The sequence below is a fragment of the Chryseobacterium endalhagicum genome, assembly GCF_016745235.1.
GTDB lineage: Bacteria > Bacteroidota > Bacteroidia > Flavobacteriales > Weeksellaceae > Chryseobacterium > Chryseobacterium endalhagicum.
The window spans coordinates 1994601-2012719 of sequence record NZ_JAELVM010000001.1 but is presented as its reverse complement, the minus strand read 5'-3'; the positions used below and the strand labels follow the sequence as shown (position 1 = coordinate 2012719).

Annotated in this window: 12 protein-coding genes; 4 read left to right on the top strand and 8 right to left on the bottom strand. The window is 37.9% G+C overall.

The features are described from left to right. Window positions 1–115: 115 nt before the first annotated feature. The 5 genes from JET18_RS08845 to JET18_RS08825 form a co-directional block, all read right to left on the bottom strand. A complete protein-coding gene (locus tag JET18_RS08845; protein ID WP_202090241.1) occupies window positions 116–2320 on the bottom strand; it encodes a TonB-dependent receptor plug domain-containing protein in 2205 nt (734 codons plus the stop codon). A gap of 44 nt (window positions 2321–2364) precedes the next feature. Then, complete coding sequence (kdsA, locus tag JET18_RS08840) at window positions 2365–3174, bottom strand: 3-deoxy-8-phosphooctulonate synthase (RefSeq protein ID WP_048506992.1); 810 nt, start codon at window positions 3172–3174, stop codon at window positions 2365–2367. A gap of 971 nt (window positions 3175–4145) precedes the next feature. Beyond that, a complete protein-coding gene (locus tag JET18_RS08835; protein ID WP_202090240.1) occupies window positions 4146–4673 on the bottom strand; it encodes a DUF1697 domain-containing protein in 528 nt (175 codons plus the stop codon). A 144-nt stretch (window positions 4674–4817) separates the two neighbouring features. Next, on the bottom strand, window positions 4818–6305 hold the full coding sequence (locus tag JET18_RS08830; protein ID WP_202090239.1) for a hypothetical protein: 1488 nt from the start codon (window positions 6303–6305) through the stop codon (window positions 4818–4820). A gap of 92 nt (window positions 6306–6397) precedes the next feature. After that, complete coding sequence (locus tag JET18_RS08825) at window positions 6398–9883, bottom strand: glycosyltransferase family 117 protein (protein ID WP_202090238.1); 3486 nt, start codon at window positions 9881–9883, stop codon at window positions 6398–6400. 222 nt (window positions 9884–10105) lie between these two features. On the opposite strand from JET18_RS08825, the gene JET18_RS08820 reads away from it, so the two are divergent. The 3 genes from JET18_RS08820 to JET18_RS08810 all read left to right on the top strand — a co-directional run bounded on the left by JET18_RS08820 (window position 10106) and on the right by JET18_RS08810 (window position 13607). Then, window positions 10106–11143, top strand: a complete 1038-nt coding sequence (locus JET18_RS08820) for a PLP-dependent cysteine synthase family protein (RefSeq protein WP_202090237.1) — start codon at window positions 10106–10108, stop codon at window positions 11141–11143. 79 nt (window positions 11144–11222) lie between these two features. Then, on the top strand, window positions 11223–12485 hold the full coding sequence (locus JET18_RS08815; RefSeq protein ID WP_034725487.1) for an aminotransferase class I/II-fold pyridoxal phosphate-dependent enzyme: 1263 nt from the start codon (window positions 11223–11225) through the stop codon (window positions 12483–12485). A gap of 219 nt (window positions 12486–12704) precedes the next feature. Then, window positions 12705–13607, top strand: coding sequence for a DMT family transporter (locus tag JET18_RS08810; RefSeq protein WP_202090236.1), 903 nt, complete (start codon window positions 12705–12707; stop codon window positions 13605–13607). 19 nt (window positions 13608–13626) lie between these two features. On the opposite strand, the gene JET18_RS08805 is transcribed toward JET18_RS08810, so the two are convergent. The 3 genes from JET18_RS08805 to JET18_RS08795 all read right to left on the bottom strand — a co-directional run bounded on the left by JET18_RS08805 (window position 13627) and on the right by JET18_RS08795 (window position 15492). Further along, a complete protein-coding gene (locus JET18_RS08805; protein WP_202090235.1) occupies window positions 13627–14121 on the bottom strand; it encodes a YybH family protein in 495 nt (164 codons plus the stop codon). Between the two features lie 2 nt (window positions 14122–14123). Continuing rightward, the gene (locus JET18_RS08800) at window positions 14124–14774 is read right to left on the bottom strand and encodes an NADPH-dependent F420 reductase (RefSeq protein WP_202090234.1); all 651 of its coding nucleotides are present in this window, start codon (window positions 14772–14774) and stop codon (window positions 14124–14126) included. A 130-nt stretch (window positions 14775–14904) separates the two neighbouring features. After that, the gene (locus tag JET18_RS08795; protein WP_202090233.1) at window positions 14905–15492 is read right to left on the bottom strand and encodes a Crp/Fnr family transcriptional regulator; all 588 of its coding nucleotides are present in this window, start codon (window positions 15490–15492) and stop codon (window positions 14905–14907) included. 174 nt (window positions 15493–15666) lie between these two features. Here JET18_RS08795 and JET18_RS08790 point away from each other — a divergent pair, with 174 nt between their 5' ends. Further along, entirely contained in the window at window positions 15667–17856 is a 2190-nt protein-coding gene (locus JET18_RS08790; RefSeq protein WP_202090232.1) for a B12-binding domain-containing radical SAM protein, read from the top strand. Window positions 17857–18119: the final 263 nt, after the last annotated feature.

Sequence of the window (18119 nt, the reverse complement as noted above, 5' to 3'; positions counted from 1 at the left end):
CTCCTGAATATTTCCAGAAGCTTTTGTTTATTTTATTGCTGTTGATTTATAGATTAGCCGGATTTTCATATTCAAGTCTAATACTTTCTAATTTCTAAAATCCAGCTTCTAAATTCTATAACTTAAATTCCAGTTTCACATTGAAGAAACGCCCCGTAAGACGTACCGGAACCGGATACATTACATTGGTGTTATAATCCGTGATCCATTGGTTGGCAACAGTATTGTTAATGTTAAATGCATTGAAAACCTGAACCCCTAAAGTAAGTTCTTCAAAATTACCCCAGAAACCGTAACGTTTTTTCTTGTCCTTGGAATCGATGAATACTTTTGAAAGTCCTAGATCCACTCTTTTATACGAAGGCAGCGTTCTCTGATACTGGTAAGGATCTGTGAAAACCGGTGCTCCGTTCGGAAGTCCCATGGCGTACACCAAAGTAAGGTTCACACGCATTGAAGGGAATTTAGGCATATAATCCTGGTAGAACATCGCAAATCTGAATCTCTGATCTGTAGCTCTCGGAATATCTCCTCTGCCATCAATATTTTCATAAACCCTTGCATAACTCGCAGATAACCAGGAATCTACTCCCGGAACAAATTCACCAAATAATCTGGTATCAATTCCGTACGCATATCCTGAAGCATTGTTCTTACCGGAATAACGGATTCTTACATTGTCCATATAGTAAGGAATCAGATCATCCATTTTCTTGTAATAAGCCTCTGTAGTCAGCTTGAATGGTCGGTCATACATGTAAAATTCATAGTCGTTACTAAGAATCAGCTGCATGGAACGCTGGGATTTTATATTGGAATTAAAGTTTCCGTCAAGGTCTTTGATCTCCTTATAGAAAGGGGCCTGATAATAGATCCCTCCCGAAAGTTTGAAGAGCATATCCGTATCCCAGTCTGGCTTTATAGCAAACTGGAATCTTGGTGAAAATATCGTTTCTTTGTTGAAGCTCCAGTTAGAAACCCTGGCTCCCACATTGAAAAGCACTTTGCTGGCTCCCCAATATAATTTCTGTGAATACTGTCCGTAAGCAGACAGTCTCGAAGGTTCTATTTTGTTTTTTCCGGCAATCTGATAGAATAATTCCAGATCACCTGACATTCCCGTTCTCGGGTCATCAATAGGACGCGGAATACTGTATCCTGCGGCATCTACCAATTTCCATTCATTGGTATTGTCATTCAGATTTTCTTTTTCATACTTAACGCCTACTTCTATATCTGTATTGACGTTAGGAGAAAACTTGGCTCTGAACTGGGTTCCGTACGTTCTCACAAACAGGTCATTTCTGGCATGCTCTATCTGGCCTCCCCCGTCAAAAGAAGGATTCGGAGCTTCTGTTACCGGATTAAATGTCTGGATTTCATAGCCGGATGCAATGGTATAATATTCCTTTTCCCTGTTCTGGTAAGCAAAACTATCCAATGTAAATTTCCACTGGTCAGAAGGCTTAAAGTTCATGGAAACGGTTCCCATCATATTTTTATACATATCCTGCTCCCGTCCGTTATATCCGATATTTACGGTAATAGGCTGATTAAGGCTTCCAAAAGTGACACTCTTGGCCTTTGGAATCATTTCGTAATCATTTTTGGAGTAATATCCAATGAATGACAGGGAGAATTTATCGTTGAAATGATAATTGATATAAGACTGGAAATCCCAGTAGGTAGGGTTAAAATCCGTATCCTCATTTAGGGTATTCAGCACCAGATTGGTATTTCTGTATCTTCCTGAAAATAAAGCGGTCAGTTTCTTGTTTTTTGAAGCCAGACCCGCTGTCAGCCTTCCGCCAATTAAACTCGCTTCTCCTGAAACTTCAAATTTTTCAGGCTCACGGTAGTAAATATTAAGCGCAGAAGACATTTTATCGCCGTATTTCGGTTCAAAACCACCTGCGGAGAAGTTAACGGCCGCTACCATATCCGGATTGATGATACTCATTCCTTCCTGCTGTGAATTTCTGATCAGAAAAGGTCTGTAGATCTCAATATCGTTGATGTAGATAAGGTTTTCGTCATAGTTTCCGCCACGTACCATGTATTGGGAAGACAGCTCAGTGTTGGAGTTTACGGAAGGAAGGGTTTTAAGAAGCCCTTCAATTCCTCCACCAATAGTTGCGATTCCTTTAGCATCTTTTGCTGAAATTTTTACGTTGGTAAGGTCGCTCGTTTTCCCGGTTATTTTTTTCTGGAAAACTACTTCCTCAATATCGGTTACTCTCGCCGTCGTATCTTTTTTTCTGTTTTGAGAGAAAATCAGCACGGGAACCATAAGGCTTAGTGGTAAAACTAGTTTTTTCAAACGAAATATTTTAAGAATTTCTAAAAATAGGGATTTTTTGACAATTACAAAATTGATTCTCTGATTCTTGTTAATTTCTGTAACAAATCTTCCAATAAATCCAATCTTAACATGTTGGCTCCGTCTGATAAAGCGGTTTCCGGTGTAGGATGGGTTTCAATAAAAATTCCGTCCGCTCCTACTGCAATTCCTGCTTTTGCCACTGTTTCAATAAGGTCAGGTCTTCCGCCTGTAACCCCGGAACTCTGATTAGGCTGCTGCAATGAATGGGTAACATCCAGAATAACAGGCGCATATTCTCTCATCGTAGGAATACCTCTGTAATCTACCACAAGATCCGTATACCCGAAAGAATTTCCCCTTTCAATAATGGCTACTTTCTGGTTATTGGAATCTGTAATCTTCTGAACGGCAAATTTCATGGATTCCGGAGAAAGAAACTGCCCTTTTTTCAAAGTAACACATTTCCCGGTTTCCGCCGCAGCTACCAAAAGATCAGTCTGACGTACCAAAAATGCAGGGATCTGCAGCACATCAACGTATTGTGCAGCCAGTGCAGCGTGCTCATTTTCATGAATATCCGTTGTCGTAGGAATATTAAAGGTCTCGCCTACTTTTCTCAGAATTTCAAGAGATTTTTCTTCACCAATGGTGGTAAAAGAATCCACACGGCTTCTGTTCGCCTTTTTAAAGCTTCCTTTGAAAATATAGGGAATATTGTATTTGTCTGTTATAGAAATTACTTTTTCTGCAATTCTTAACGCCATGTCTTCACCTTCAATGATGCACGGACCGGCAATAAGGAAAAAGTTTTTTGAATCTTTGTGATGAATATTATCTAAATACTGGATCATTTTTATTGTAATTAAAAAGTTCAGTAAAAATACTTATAAAGTTTCAGAATCGGAAATTATTTGACGAGTTTGATTGGGATTAGGGATTAGGGATTAGGGATTAGGGATTAGGGATTAGGGATTAGGGATTAGGGATTAGGGAAAATAAAAGCGTTTTTAGAAATATCCAAATAAAAATTATAAACTTTCATAAAAAATAATACGCAATCATCTGTGCCCATCCGTGGAATCAGTGGGGAAAAAATATTTATTTCACACAGATTCCACAGATAACGCAGATTCTTATTATCAGTTTTTTATAAAGATTGTTTTTCTATTTATACAGCAATAAATCAAACAGTATATTTCAAGAAAATAATAAGCAATCATCTGTGCTCATCCGTGTAATCAGTGGTGAAAAAAAATTCAACAACAAAAGGTGCAAAAGCTTTTTAAAACTTTAGTTATTTTTTAAGTTAAGAACCTGATTTGAACCATTAAGAGGATTTTAGGTTTTAAGAGGATTAAGATGAGCTTCGCTTTTAGGGGTACAGCTTAAAAAATCTTTAGATTACCCCTTAACGATTCTTACCTCCTTCACTGATCTTAATGTTTCAAAAAATACACAATTATCTTTAGAATCGATAATAATCTGCCTAATCAGAGGAAGCAAAAAAAAGAGTACTAACCCATTTTCTTCAGAATCTTCTCAGTGGAATCAGTGGTGAAAAAAAAATCAACCACAAAAGGTGCAAAAGCTTTTTAAAACTTTAGTTATTTTTTAAGTTAAGAACCTGATTTGAACCATTAAGGAGATTTTAGGTTTTAAGATGATTAAGATGAGCTTCGCTTTTAGGGGTACAGCTTAAAAAATCTTTAGATTTCCCTTAACGATTCTTACCTCCTTCACTGATCTTAATGGTTCAAAAAATACATAATTATCTTTAAAATCTGTATAATCTGCTTAATCAGCGGGAGCAAAAAAAAGAGTACTAACCCATTTTCTTCAGAATCTTCTCAAAAGTATTGATATTCCGGCTTGTAAACTGATCTTTAAGGCTTTTCTTCCCAAGGACTTTTCCAAATGAGGAATCCAGCGTATTTCCTTTCGGGACCTGCCAGTAAAACAGCTCCCCTACAATTTCTGCCTTCTCATTTTCCGTTTTGGAAGCAGCTTCAAATTCACTCATCAAAACATTTTCCACGCCATTATTTCCTACAAAAGCATAGATATGAAGGTCGTCATTCTTTTCAAAAGGAATACTGTTCCAGAAAACTTCTGTTTCTTCTTTAGATTTAACGAATAAAAAAGCTTCGTAAGAAAAATGTTCAGACATCGCTTTTTCTAAAATTTCTTTCAGATCTCCGGCATTTTTATCAGAAGAGAACACAATATTTCCGGAGGCCAGCACAGAGCTTACATCCTGCATTCCGGCATCTTTAAAAACCTGGCATACATCAGCCATTTTCATATTGGTTCCTTTTACGTTAACGCCGCGGAGAAAAGCACAGTATTTCATTTTTTTAGGGATTAGGTGATAGGGATTAGGTTTGAGAGTTTTAGGGTTTTAGGGTGAGAGAGTTTGAGAGTATTAGAGTGTTTATATATCGACTTCTAACTTCTAACCTCTAACTTCTAATTTCTAGTTTCTAACTTCTATTTTTCAATCAATTCTAATATACAGATTGTAATCCGTTCCGGAAGGCTTGAAATGGTAGATCTTTTCCAGAATAGGATTGTCACTTTTCAGGTTGTCCTTTATCCTGAATTCTTTCATCACTTTGTAATGGGTCTGGTAATATTCCGCATCATTTCCTTCAAATAAATTTTTATAGGAAAGAAGATATTTCGGCTTTCTGTTTTTTACGGTATTGAGCCAATAATGGGCTTTATCTTTTTTCACTTCTGTCTGGATCTGTTTGTCTACCAGTCCTACTTCATCAATGGTTCTTAGTCCGGAAAAATAAGGTACATAGCCGGCAGGTTCAAGAAGAATCCACTGTTTTTTATCTTTTTCGAAGGCATCCAGAAAAATCCCGATTCCTCTGCGGTAATTCCACTCACCGTTTCCTGTCGCGATGGCATGTACAGTCTGGAAAGCCAGCATCGGAACAATATAGAATACAACCAATAAGGACATCCATAAGTTTCGTTTTTCTTTCTGTTCCAGGACAAAAATCAGAACCGGAACAAAAAGCAGAAGCTGAGGCACCCAGTAATACCAGTCGAATAAGCTTTTTTGAGAGATAAAAATAATCTGTTTTGCCCACCCGAAAAGGAAGATCATCCACAGGAAGTAATTCCTCTTTTCCCTCTGACGAACCAGATAAATGAAGCACAATAATTCAAAAACCAGAATGATAAGGGTTACCGGATTGAAAGATCCCGGCAGTTTCAGCATTCCCCAGAAGTTCCCGAAGCTGGCGAAAAAATAATTGAGGTTCTGTGCAAAAGTAAAATTGTGCTCATAAAGCAGTTTCTTGGCCACAATGGTATTATTCACCAGTTCCCCGAAATACAGCCAGTTGAAGGAAAGCACAGATACAATTCCCAGAATGCCTCCAAAGATATAATTCCATCTGATCTTACGGTTCCAGATAATATCAACAAGGAAAACAATACCCAGGAAGATCACGGTATCGATCCTTGTAAACATAATTAAAGCCGGCAGAAGGATCAATGCCCATTTTTTGTTTTTACTGAAACCGTAATACAGAAGCAACATTTCCAGAAAGAAAAGAATTCCATATTCCATTCCGAGAATAGAAATTTTAATGGAGGGCGGCAATATTCCGATTAAAAATATAAAAATAGCTTTATGCCACGGATTTTTAAGGGTTAAATGAGCCAGAAGCAATGTTCCTATGGTAAAAAGAACTGAATTAAAAATCAACAAAGGCTCAATAAAATACTCCTTTCCGAAGACCAGATTAAAAATATAGGACACAAAAACATACAAATGTGTGGTAGAAGCCGAAATTTTGGTGGCTCCGTTAAATCCTATCACCCCGTAATCCATCAGATTCTGGGCTACTCTCCAGGTAATGAATGCATCTTCCTGGATATAATGGGTCAGTAGAAAAAGAAGTTTAAAAACAACCGTAAAAATCACGGCATAGATCGGGAGCCTGTTATTTTTATTTTTTGCCATCACGCATTTTTAGTTTGACAAATATAATCTTAAAAATCAGGAATCCCAATAACAAAAAAACGGAACCGAAGTTCCGTTTTTGATAAGCTGTATTATTGTGTTACTTTAATAATGGCTGTGGTGATCTGATTTTCTTTTTCTTTCGAATAGGTAGAATCATAAGGTTCCATTACATCAAATAAATATTGGTAGAATGGCGTGATCTTCTGTACGTTTTCAGATTCCTTCATGGCCTTTTCCTTACCCATCTGCTGAAGTTCTTTGATGAAAACATTGAACTTCTTATCGATCGGCTCAATGGATTTCACCAGATAACCGTAGGCTTTTTCTTTCTGACCCAGCTTCTGATAAGCATCTGTAACCGCTGCTACGACAAGAGAATATTCCATTGGTTTAGCTCTCATCTGTCTTCTGGCGAAATTCTGATCTGCCGGAGCAAGGCTTAAATAATAATCGTACTCGTCAAAAATTCCTTTTTTAAGGATTTCTGCAAGCTGAAGACCTTTTTTCTCCTGTCCTGCAATGATATATCCTGTTACCATAGCACTTAATGAACGTGGATCATTAAATTTCTCTGCAGGAATTTCTTTGGATGCAAGATCTAATAATTCTACCGCTTTAGCTTTCTGTCCGCTTAATGCCAATGCTGAAGCAGCTCTGCTTGCTGACATTCTGTAGCTCATGATATTTGAAGTAGCAGTTTCATCAAAATGGGTATTTAAGTCTTTAAAATTACCCCATCTGAAGTTTTTCACTACATTATATAAAGAATTGACATCTACTCTTCCCATATCTCCGTCTGCATTCTCAGCTGTGTGGATTGGAACCAGTCTGTAGCTGAAACCGTCGAACTGAAGATATTCATTCAGGTAGAAAATATTTTCGCTGTCGTAGATTCCTCCTGATGAGAAGTTGATCGGACGCTTCCAGTCGAAATTGGCAAGCATATCCAGCATGATCAGGTTGTTTTTGTAAAGGGTGTTTCCTTTGTACGTGATCATGATCTGGTTTACTACGTTCGGAAGATCTGCCTGAGTGATGATTCCTGCTCTTAAAGCATTTTCTTTATTAACAGGAAGAATGAATTTATTTACCGGAAGAATATTATATTTTTCGTACTTCTCTTCTCCGAAATACATTTTTAAAAGCTCGTCTTTTTCAGGAGACTTGAATTTGATGAAATTAACAGCCTCTTTCAATGTTAAAGAATCCTGTGTAAGGTATTTTCTGAAAGCCCCGAACTGGGTATCCGGAACGCCCTGCTCTTTCAGCATAGAGAAAACTCCTTCCCAGTCTTCTTTTTTCATCATATAGATCTGGTCATTCACACCGTCTCTGTAATCATCGTGGGTCAGTTCACTTGGAATTCCTGCCGCGTTGTAGGTCTTTCTCTTGATCTGGTCTAAGTTCCATGGCGTTGAAGCAAGGGTGAAATTCACCACCTTCACATCATCTCTGAACCTTTCCGTTTCCTGAATAGCCCAAACCGGATACGTGTCATTATCTCCGTAAACAAATAAAATATCGTTTTTCGGAAGTGATTTTAATACTGAATATGCATAGTCATAGGCTGTATATCTGTTGCTTCTGTCGTGTACATTATAGTTCTGGAAGCCCATCATAAACGGTACACCCAATAAAACAACTCCTAAAGCAATATTTGCTCCGTTGGATTTTACTTTAGACTGAATGAACCATAAAATAGCTCCGGCTCCAAGCCCGATCCAGATCGCAAATGCGTAGAAGGAACCTACCATTGCGTAATCTCTTTCTCTCGGTTCGAAAGGTTTTACTCCGGTATAGAAAATAATTCCAACACTCGTTAAAACAAATAATGAAAGTAAGGCATAGAACCTTCCGAAGTCTCTGTTTAACTGGAAAAAGAAACCGATTAACCCTAAAATTAAAGGTAAAAAGAAGAATTTCACCGTACTTTCGTTCTGGAATTTTGCAGGCATCTTATCCTGATTTCCAAGTAAAGCATTGTCTATAAAAGAAATTCCGGAAATCCAGTTTCCTTTTGTGTTCTCCATGTTTCCTTCAAGGTCGTTCTGTCTTCCCACGAAGTTCCACATCAGGTATCTTACAAAATAATATCCGTTCTGGAACGTAATGAAATAATCCATATTCTGGGCCAGTGAAGGCTTCTGAACGTTGATCAGATTGTAAGGCTTCACCTTTAAATAATCTGCTGCTGTAATGGATTTGTCTTCATATTTTCCTCTAAGCTCGTCAAAAATCTGTTTTGCCTGAGGATTATCCGCTACATCTTCATTTCCATAATTGAAGGTAAAATCCGGGGCTCCGTACATGGAAATGTAGTTCGCCATTACATCTTTATCTTCATTGAACATTCTCGGCATCAAGCTGATCTGAGACTTGCTGAAGATATAATTGAAACGGTCACCTGTTTTTCTGTAGGTTCCAGTTTTTTCGTCTTTTTCGTAGATCTCTCCGGTTTTCTGAGTTTTGAAACTTCCGTCTTCGTTCTTTTCAATTCCATTCGCATCAAGAAAAGCGGTATAGTTTTGCCCGTAAATCGTTGGCCAGTCACCGTATTGTTCTCTGTTATAGTAATCCAGCATCCCAATTGCGGTATCCGGATCATTAAGGTTCATCGGAGGATTTGCATTCGCTCTGATAGGAATGACCATCCAGCATGAGAAACCAATGATCATAAACACCACTGACAATGCAGCAGTCTGATAAATATTTTTCTTAGCTTTTCTTGCATATTTAATGATGAAGAAACAAGCTACAGTCATTAAAATAAACGCGACGATTGTTCCTGAGTGGAAAGGAAGACCCAATCCGTTTACGAAGAATATTTCCAGTCTTCCGAACATCGTCATGATCAATGGGAAAATAATTTTGAACACAATAATCAGAATTCCCAAAGTGATCGCATTCGCCCAGATAAAGTTTTTCCAGGTAAATTTGTAATTTCTTGCGTAGTACACCAGACATACAGCCGGTACTGCAAGCATCCCCATCATGTGTACTCCTACGGAAAGTCCTAATACAAAGAAAATAAGGATAATCCATCTTTCACTGTCTTTCGCAAGATATTCGTTTTCCCATTTTGTGATCAGCCAGACCAATAAGGCGATGAACATAGAAGCCATGGAATACACTTCCCCTTCTACTGCAGAGAACCAAAACGTATCTGAAAATGTGAAACACAATGCGCCTACGGCACCTGCAAAAAGAATGGAGATTTCCTGATGTTTCGTTATTTCATCGAAATCTTTGTTTAAAAGTCTTCTTACAAAATGCGTGATCGTCCAGAACAGGAACAGAATCGTCAGTGCACTGAACAATGCAGACATCGCGTTGATCACAATAGAATAGTTTTCGCCTTTACCTAAAGCAAAAATGGCTGCCACGGCACCCACGATCTGAAACAAAGCGGCTCCGGGAGCATGCGTTACTTCAAGTTTTACTGCAGAAGAAATGTACTCGCCGCAATCCCAGAAACTGAAATTGGGTTCTATGGTCGACAAGTACGTGAAAAATGCAATGACAAAAATCACCCATCCTAAAACGGTGTTCCATTGCTTAAAAGTCCAATTTTTCATAGTATTAAATCAATTACGCGAAAATAAGGCTTTTATAGCATTCTATGGTGTTTTTAACAAAATTTAAAAAATTTGGCGCAGTATTTGTGACCTTAGTTCATCCAAGATTGCAAATCAAAAAATAAATTTTGCTATATCACAGGCTTGAAATCAAACAAAAGTTTAGTAATTATTTATTTTTTTGTATTTTTGCGGTCAGATTTTTATTGAAAATAACAAATAATGAGTAATGTTTACGATAATATTCTTGGCCTAATAGGACATACTCCTATGGTGAAGCTTAATACTGTTACAAAAGATATTCCTGCAACCGTTTATGCCAAGTTAGAATCATATAATCCTGGACATTCCACAAAAGATAGAATAGCACTTCATATTATAGAAAACGCTGAAAAAAAAGGTTTATTAAAGGAAGATTCCGTAGTTGTAGAAACTACTTCAGGAAACACCGGGTTTTCTATTGCGATGGTCTGTATTATTAAAGGATATAAATGTATTCTGGCGGTAAGCGACAAAACAAAGCCTGAGAAAATTTCTTACCTAAAGGCATTGGGGGCTACCGTATACATTTGTCCCGCCAATGTAGCAGCAGATGATCCCAGATCTTATTATGAAGTGGCTAAAAGAATAGCTTCAGAAACCCCGAATTCAGTTTACATCAATCAATATTTTAATGAGTTGAATATTGATGCACACTACCAGACTACAGGTCCTGAAATTTGGGAGCAGACAGAAGGAAAGGTAACGCACCTTTTTGCCTGCACTGGAACAGGTGGAACATTGTCAGGTTCAGGTAAGTTTTTAAAGGAGAAAAATCCGGACATCAAGATCATTGGTGTAGATGCGGATGGTTCTATCCTGAAATCCTATCACGAAACCGGGGAAATTCACAAAGAAGATGTACATCCTTATCAGATTGAAGGAATGGGAAAAAATTTGATCCCTGCTGCCCTTCTTTTTGATAGAATAGATGAATTTGTAAGAGTAAATGACGAGATGTCTGCTTACAGAACCCGTGAAATAGCCCTTAAAGAAGCCATCATGGGAGGATATACTACAGGAGCTGTAACCCAGGCCCTGATTCAGTACGCACAGTCTCACGAGCTGACTAAAGACGATATCATTGTCCTTATATTCCCGGATCACGGATCAAGGTATATCACGAAGGTATACAGTGATAAATGGATGGCTGAACAAGGTTTTATCAACAACTGCGTACATAATTACGATGAAGTTTTCAAAACGGAATTCATCAAATAGAAATATATAAACCACGATACCAATAAAGTCTTTTGTGTTTTACAGGAAAGACTTTTTCACTTAAAAATTACTATACAAAATGTTAGATATTTTTGAACGTATTAAACAAAATCCAGGTCCATTGGGACAATTTGCAGATTATGCTGAAGGGTATTTTGTTTTCCCAAAACTGGAAGGTCCGATTGGTCCAAGAATGAAATTTCAAGGTAAGGATGTAATTTTCTGGAGTGCCAACGATTATTTAGGACTTTGTAACCACCCGGAAGTTTTAGAAGCTGACGCGAAAGCTGCTGCAGAATTCGGAATGTTTTATCCGATGGGTGCAAGAGCAATGTCAGGTGAAACCCAGCAGCATCAGCAATTGGAAAAAGAATTGGCAGAATTCACTCAGAAAGAAGCTGCTTATTTATTGAATTTCGGTTACCAGGGAATGGTTTCAGCGATCGATGCATTGGTGACAAGACATGACGTCATTGTATATGACGCTGATTCTCACGCATGTATCGTAGACGGAGTTCGTCTTCACATGGGAAAAAGCTTTACGTTCAAGCATAATGATATAGAAAGTTTAGAGAAAAACTTAGCCAGAGCCACTAAAGTAGCAGAAGAAAACGGAGGAGGAATTTTAGTGATCACGGAAGGGGTTTTCGGAATGAGAGGAATGCAGGGAAAACTGAAAGAAATCTGCGACTTAAAATCTAAATTCAATTTCAGACTATTGGTAGATGATGCACACGGTTTCGGAACTTTGGGTAAAACCGGAGCGGGAGCTGGTGAGGAGCAGGGATGTCAGGATCAGATTGATGTTTATTTCTCTACTTTTGCTAAATCTATGGCCGGTTTCGGAGCTTTCCTTTCGGGGGATGAAACGATCATCAGATTTTTAAAATACAATCTTCGTTCTCAGATTTTTGCGAAATCTCTTACCATGCCAATGGTAGTGGGAGGATTAAAAAGACTGGAACTTTTAAGAACACGTCCGGAAATCAAAGCTAAATTGTGGGAAAATGTATATAAACTTCAAAACGGTCTGAAAGAAAGAGGGTACAATCTTGGAAATACCAATACTTGCGTAACTCCTGTTTTCATTGAAGGAACTACCATTGAAGCTACCCTTCTTGCTAAAGACCTTAGAGAGAACTACGGTGTTTTCACATCAGTAGTGGTATATCCTGTAATTCCTAAGGGAATGATCTTACTAAGACTGATCCCTACTGCGTCGCACACAGATTCAGAAATTAACGAAACATTAGCCGCTTTCGATGGTATCCGTGAAAAACTAACTTCCGGACATTACAGAGAAATGGAAAAACAGATGAATATCGAGTACAAACAAATGTAATACCGGTATCATCATATAAATTTAAAAAACCACTGAATTATTTTCAGTGGTTTTTTATAAAATAATCTCAAATTGTGGAATGAAAGCTGTGGGATACGTTTTTTGGGAGTTAAAGTTTAGGGTTATAATAGTTGAGTATTTATCCAGGCTCAAATTAACCTACTCACACATGCTCAGCCTTAATCTTAACCTTAGCCTCATACAAAAACAAAACAGCAAATGAAAATCAAAGGTTATCTTTTAGGGATTTTGTCGTCAGTTTCATTCGGACTGATTCCCATCTTTATCCTGCCGCTCAAACAGGCGCATTTTTCTATGGACATTACGCTGTTCTACAGATTTTTATTTTCTGCTTTAATGGTAGGCGGATATTTGCTGTACTCCAAAGAAAGCCTGAAAATCAACAAAAAAGAAGCTTTGATCCTTGCGGTTCTGGGAGTCTGCTATGCCCTTTCTTCAGAATTTTTATTTATCGGCTATGATTTCCTTACTCCGGGAATCGCTTCTACCGTTTTATTTATTTATCCGGTGATTGTGGCTTTGATTATGTTCTTTTTTTACAAGGAAAAACTGACCAAATTATCCGTCATGTCTCTGCTGCTGGCTTTTGCAGGCGTCATTGTTTTATGTTTAAAAGGAAATGGTCTGGAGATCAATTTTGCAGGCCTCGGAATTGTCATGCTGAGTTCATTGTTTTATGCTCTTTATATGGTGATTGTCAACAAATCTGATCTTAAAGTATCCGGATTCAAGCTTTCCTTCTACTCCATGCTTTTTACATCGGCATTTTTTATGCTCAAAGCTTCAGCTGCGGGTGAATCTTTTGCTATTCCTTCCGTATCTATATTTTTAAACTTTATTGTTTTTGCTTTTCTGACGACCGTAATTTCCAGCCTGTGTCTGGTTTACGCTATAAAATATATCGGATCGACGCCGACTGCCATTTTAGGAGCATTGGAGCCTGTAGTGGCTGTGATGGTAAGCGTTTTAATGTTTCACGAAAAATTCACGATGAATCTGCTTATTGGCATTACCCTGATCCTTTTAGGGGTAACATTTAATGTGATTGCGGACAATCGGAAATCAAAAAGGAATTCACATAAAACCTTAAAAAATGCCTGACGTTGGTCAGGCATTTTTATTATTTCGATTTATTAAACATATATCGGGCGATCTTCCATTGACCGTCTTCCTTTTCCAGGACAAACAGTTCACGGTTTTCTTCCGGCGTTGTTTTATTTTCTGCGTGAATCAGCTGAGTACCTTTAGACATGGTACGGGCAATTGCATAGTTTTCATTGATTACAGTCATTTCATCAATTCTAAACTTTACATTGAGCTGTAATGTTTTGAAAACAAAATCATAAGCTCCCTTCAGTTGTTCCTGACCTTCAGCCGTAGGACCTCCCTGAGGCATGAATATTCCGTTCTGTGTATATAAAGGTAATACCTGTTCAGTAGATGAAGCATTAAGGGCATTTTCATAGGCCTTTAGCGTTTCTTCTATATTCTTTTTTGCATCGGTCTCCATTGCTGTATTTTTTTCTGTGTTAATTGTAGAACTGTTGTTTTCTTTTTTCCCGGAACAGGCTGATAATATGCATGCAACCAGAACTGCGGTGAGTATTTTTTTCATCACTACAGCTTTGACTTTGCTTCTTCAAGGCTTACCGCTTTTCCCAATGCTCCAAATTCATGAAGATCTCCAAAAACTTCAATACGGATCGACTGATCCAGGCCACCTACTCTTAACGGCTCAAAACCACTGTCCTTAATTAAATTTTCAATATCCCCATTCACATCCGAATCATCAGAAGCATAAAATAAAACCTCTTTTTCAGGCGTGTGATTGGAAGCTGAAGCCAGAGTTCCCGCACCCAGCGTTCCGAAAGCTTTTACCATCTTTACTCCTTTAGGAGCAATAGAGGCATTAATCTCCCCTGCGGACTCTCTTTCTCCGATGATCTTTTTAAAACCACCATTTCCGTCCGGAGCAATGGGATTGGAAACGTCCACCAGTACTTTCCCCTGTAATTGATTTCCGTGATCATTAAAGAAGTCTTTAAAAGAACCAAACCATATCGCAGGAATTATAATATCTGCCGTATCAATAGCCTCTTCAATACTTGTACTTTGAGCAAACCCACCCGACTGTGCGGCAAAATCATTTGCTTCATCAGCATTCCTTGCCGCTACAATAACCTGGTGCTTGTTGTTGATTAAATTACCGGCAACTGCTTTACCAATATTCCCTAAGCCAATTACGGCTACTTTTTTCTGTGTTTCCATTTTCTGTAATTTTAAATGTTTTGTATAGGCCAAAATTACAATGGATATTACTGTGAAACCTGCAAACAAGTTTAAGAAAGCATCTTGACTTTTGGTAAGGCCAATTCTTAATATAGTTTCATAAAACGGATTAATTTTTTATCCTTTTCGCCCGGATTTTACTGAGAAACTGGGGCGTAATTCCCAGGTAGGAAGCAATTTGAGTATTGGAAAGCCGGTTGGCCAGCTGGGGATACTGTTTGAGAAAAAATTCATACTTCTCATCTCCCGTAGCACTGATATTCTGAAGCATTCTGTTCTGAAGCTCTATAAATTTATGCTCTATAATCACCCTGAAGTTCCGGTCGAATTTGGGAAAGTAGGTATAAAGATACCACAGATCTTTCTTTTCAATCTGAAGCACCACAGCGTTTTCCAGCGCAGCGATATATAACTGGCTGGGCTTTTTGTTGTGAAAACTGTCAATGTCTACAATCCAGTCATTTTCTGAAGCGAACTGCAGATTATGCTCTGTCCCGTTCTTATCCACACTGTACATTTTAAAACATCCGGATACCACAAAGGTATAATACTGGCACACCTCATTTTCCTGCAGGATAAATTGTTTACGCTTAATTCTTCTTTCGGTTATCCTTTCATTCAGTACTTCAATTTCTTCCTTTGAAAGGGGAATATAACTTTTAAAATAACTGATAAGAGGAGCAGTTTCATTTGACATGTCAATCAGGTTTATGGTATAAATTTATCCTATACAAGATATAAAAAATTGCAGTTCCGCCCTATTTTCACTTCATGATCAAAAAAAAGCCCTTTTTGTGCTGTAAAACTTAAACTTTCATGCTTAGCTTTTTCATTTTAGATGAATTTAAAATAACTTTGCAAAAATTTTCTGTTGAAAGATCTTCTTCTCATTACTCCGCCTTTTACCCAGCTCAATACTCCATATCCGGCAACAGCTTATATAAAAGGCTTTCTGAATACCAAAAATATTTCCAGCTATCAGATTGATCTGGGACTGGATGTTATTTTGGCGTTGTTTTCAAAAAATGGTTTAGAGAAAATCTTCAACAAAAAAATCAATCCTGAAGAAATATCTGAAAATTCAAGGAGAATCTATGCGCTGCGGGAAGAATATCTGAAAACAATAGATCAGGTTATTCCTTTTCTACAGGGCAAAACGCCCACACTGGCCAGACAGATCTGCAGCATGAATTTCCTTCCTGAAGCCTCGCGTTTCAATCAGTTGGACGACATGGATTTCGCGTTTGGAAATATGGGACTTCAGGACAAAGCCAAACATCTTGCGACCTTATATTTAGAAGATATTTCCGATTATATTATTGAGAATATAGATTCAGATTTTGGATTCAGCAGGTATGCAGAACGTTTGGGAAAAAGTGCCAACTCTTTTGATGAATTATATTCGAAGCTTTCTGATAATCAAACATTTATTGATGATTTTACTTTAAAAATCCTTCAGGAAAAATTAGATTGGGTTCAGCCTAAACTGATCTGCTTTTCCATTCCTTTTCCCGGGAATTTATATGCAGGTTTCAAATGTGCCCAATTCATCAAAAAACATTATCCCCACATCAAAACGGCGATGGGCGGAGGTTTTCCGAATACAGAACTGAGGGAAATTAAAGATCAGAGGGTCTTTGAATTCTTTGATTTCATTACCCTTGATGATGGTGAGCTTCCTCTTGAACTTCTCTATGCCAGCTTAAATACTGATGAAGGAACAGCAGAATACAAAAGAACATTTTTAATTGAAAACCAAAAGGTTACCTATAAAAATAATTCTACCAGACACGATTACAAACAGGCAGATATCGGGACTCCCGATTATACTGATTTACAGCTGGATCAATATATTTCAGTGATTGAAATTGCCAATCCTATGCACAGTTTATGGAGTGACGGGCGGTGGAATAAACTGACTATGGCGCATGGCTGCTATTGGGGGAAATGTACTTTCTGTGATATTTCACTGGATTATATTAAAATCTACGAACCTATTTCCGCAAAAATTCTGGTTGACAGGATGGAGGAATTGATCCGGACAACCGGAGAAACCGGATTCCATTTTGTAGATGAAGCGGCACCGCCTGCACTGATGCGGGAAGTTGCCCTGGAAATTCTTCGGAGAAACCTGGTCGTTACCTGGTGGACCAATATCCGTTTTGAAAAAAGCTTTACCCGTGATTTATGCTATCTGCTGAAACTCTCAGGCTGTGTTGCTGTTTCGGGAGGTCTTGAAGTGGCCAGCGACCGTTTGCTGAAATTAATTGACAAAGGTGTTTCTGTGGAACAGGTTGCCCAGGTGACTCGAAATTTTACGGAAGCCGGGATTATGGTTCATGCGTATCTGATGTATGGCTACCCGACCCAAACAATTCAGGAAACTGTAGACTCCCTGGAAATGATCAGGCAGATGTTTGAAATGGGAATTCTTCAAAGCGGTTTCTGGCATCAGTTTGCGATGACGGCTCATTCACCGGTAGGAATAGATCCTGAAAAATTTGGAGTGGTTCCGATAAAACAGGAAATCGTGTTCGCGAATAATGATATCGACTTTAAAGATAAAACCGGAATCGATCACAGCAAATTCAGTTTCGGACTTAAGAAATCTCTTTTCAATTATATGCACGGAATCAATTTTGATTTTCCGCTTCAGGAATGGTTTGATTTTAAAATTCCAAGAACGACGGTTCACCCTGATCATATTCACGACTGTCTTTTGGAGGATGCAGCTTTTAGTTTTAAAGGAAGTTCCAAAATCATTTTTTTAACGAAAAACGTAATCGCTGAGAATCGCATAAAAAATAAAAAGAAATACTCCGGGACGTATACGCTTCTTACATTCCACCTAAAAACAAACATTGTAAAGATCGATCTGGAGCAGGATAAGGCAGAATGGCTGATGAAGATCCTGGAAGAAAATTCAGTAGAAAATCCAAAAAGAATTACAGCTCAGCAGCTTAAGAATCAGTTTGAAGAAAATTTTGAAGATTTTGAACTTTTCTGGTTTTCAAAACCGATGCAGCAACTTAAGGAAAATGGAGTGATTTTAAGCCTGTAATTTTTAAAAAAAACAGATAAAAAAAATCCCGGAAATAAATTTTTCCGGGATTTTTTATAATTTATGAAATTTAAACCATTAAGACTATTGAAGGAGGTAAGAATAATTAAGATAGAATCTGAAGATTTTTAAGCATTACTTCTAAAGCAAAGCTCAGCTTAATATTCTTAAAAACTTCAATAGTCTTAATGGTTCAAATTTTACTTCGCGCAGAATTTGCAAATAACGCAGATGAAAAATAATTTTTCCAATTTCAGAGAATA

What these genes read in the sequence shown, in the direction of transcription:
- JET18_RS08795 (WP_202090233.1), bottom strand. Translation starts at nt 15,492, where the DNA reads ATGTCAAATGAAACTGCTCCTCTTATCAGTTATTTTAAAAGTTATATT.
- JET18_RS08825 (WP_202090238.1), bottom strand. Translation starts at nt 9,883, where the DNA reads ATGAAAAATTGGACTTTTAAGCAATGGAACACCGTTTTAGGATGGGTG.
- JET18_RS08800 (WP_202090234.1), bottom strand. Translation starts at nt 14,774, where the DNA reads ATGGAAACACAGAAAAAAGTAGCCGTAATTGGCTTAGGGAATATTGGT.
- JET18_RS08815 (WP_034725487.1), top strand. Translation starts at nt 11,223, where the DNA reads ATGTTAGATATTTTTGAACGTATTAAACAAAATCCAGGTCCATTGGGA.
- JET18_RS08805 (WP_202090235.1), bottom strand. Translation starts at nt 14,121, where the DNA reads ATGAAAAAAATACTCACCGCAGTTCTGGTTGCATGCATATTATCAGCC.
- JET18_RS08810 (WP_202090236.1), top strand. Translation starts at nt 12,705, where the DNA reads ATGAAAATCAAAGGTTATCTTTTAGGGATTTTGTCGTCAGTTTCATTC.
- JET18_RS08835 (WP_202090240.1), bottom strand. Translation starts at nt 4,673, where the DNA reads ATGAAATACTGTGCTTTTCTCCGCGGCGTTAACGTAAAAGGAACCAAT.
- kdsA (WP_048506992.1), bottom strand. Translation starts at nt 3,174, where the DNA reads ATGATCCAGTATTTAGATAATATTCATCACAAAGATTCAAAAAACTTT.
- JET18_RS08830 (WP_202090239.1), bottom strand. Translation starts at nt 6,305, where the DNA reads ATGGCAAAAAATAAAAATAACAGGCTCCCGATCTATGCCGTGATTTTT.
- JET18_RS08820 (WP_202090237.1), top strand. Translation starts at nt 10,106, where the DNA reads ATGAGTAATGTTTACGATAATATTCTTGGCCTAATAGGACATACTCCT.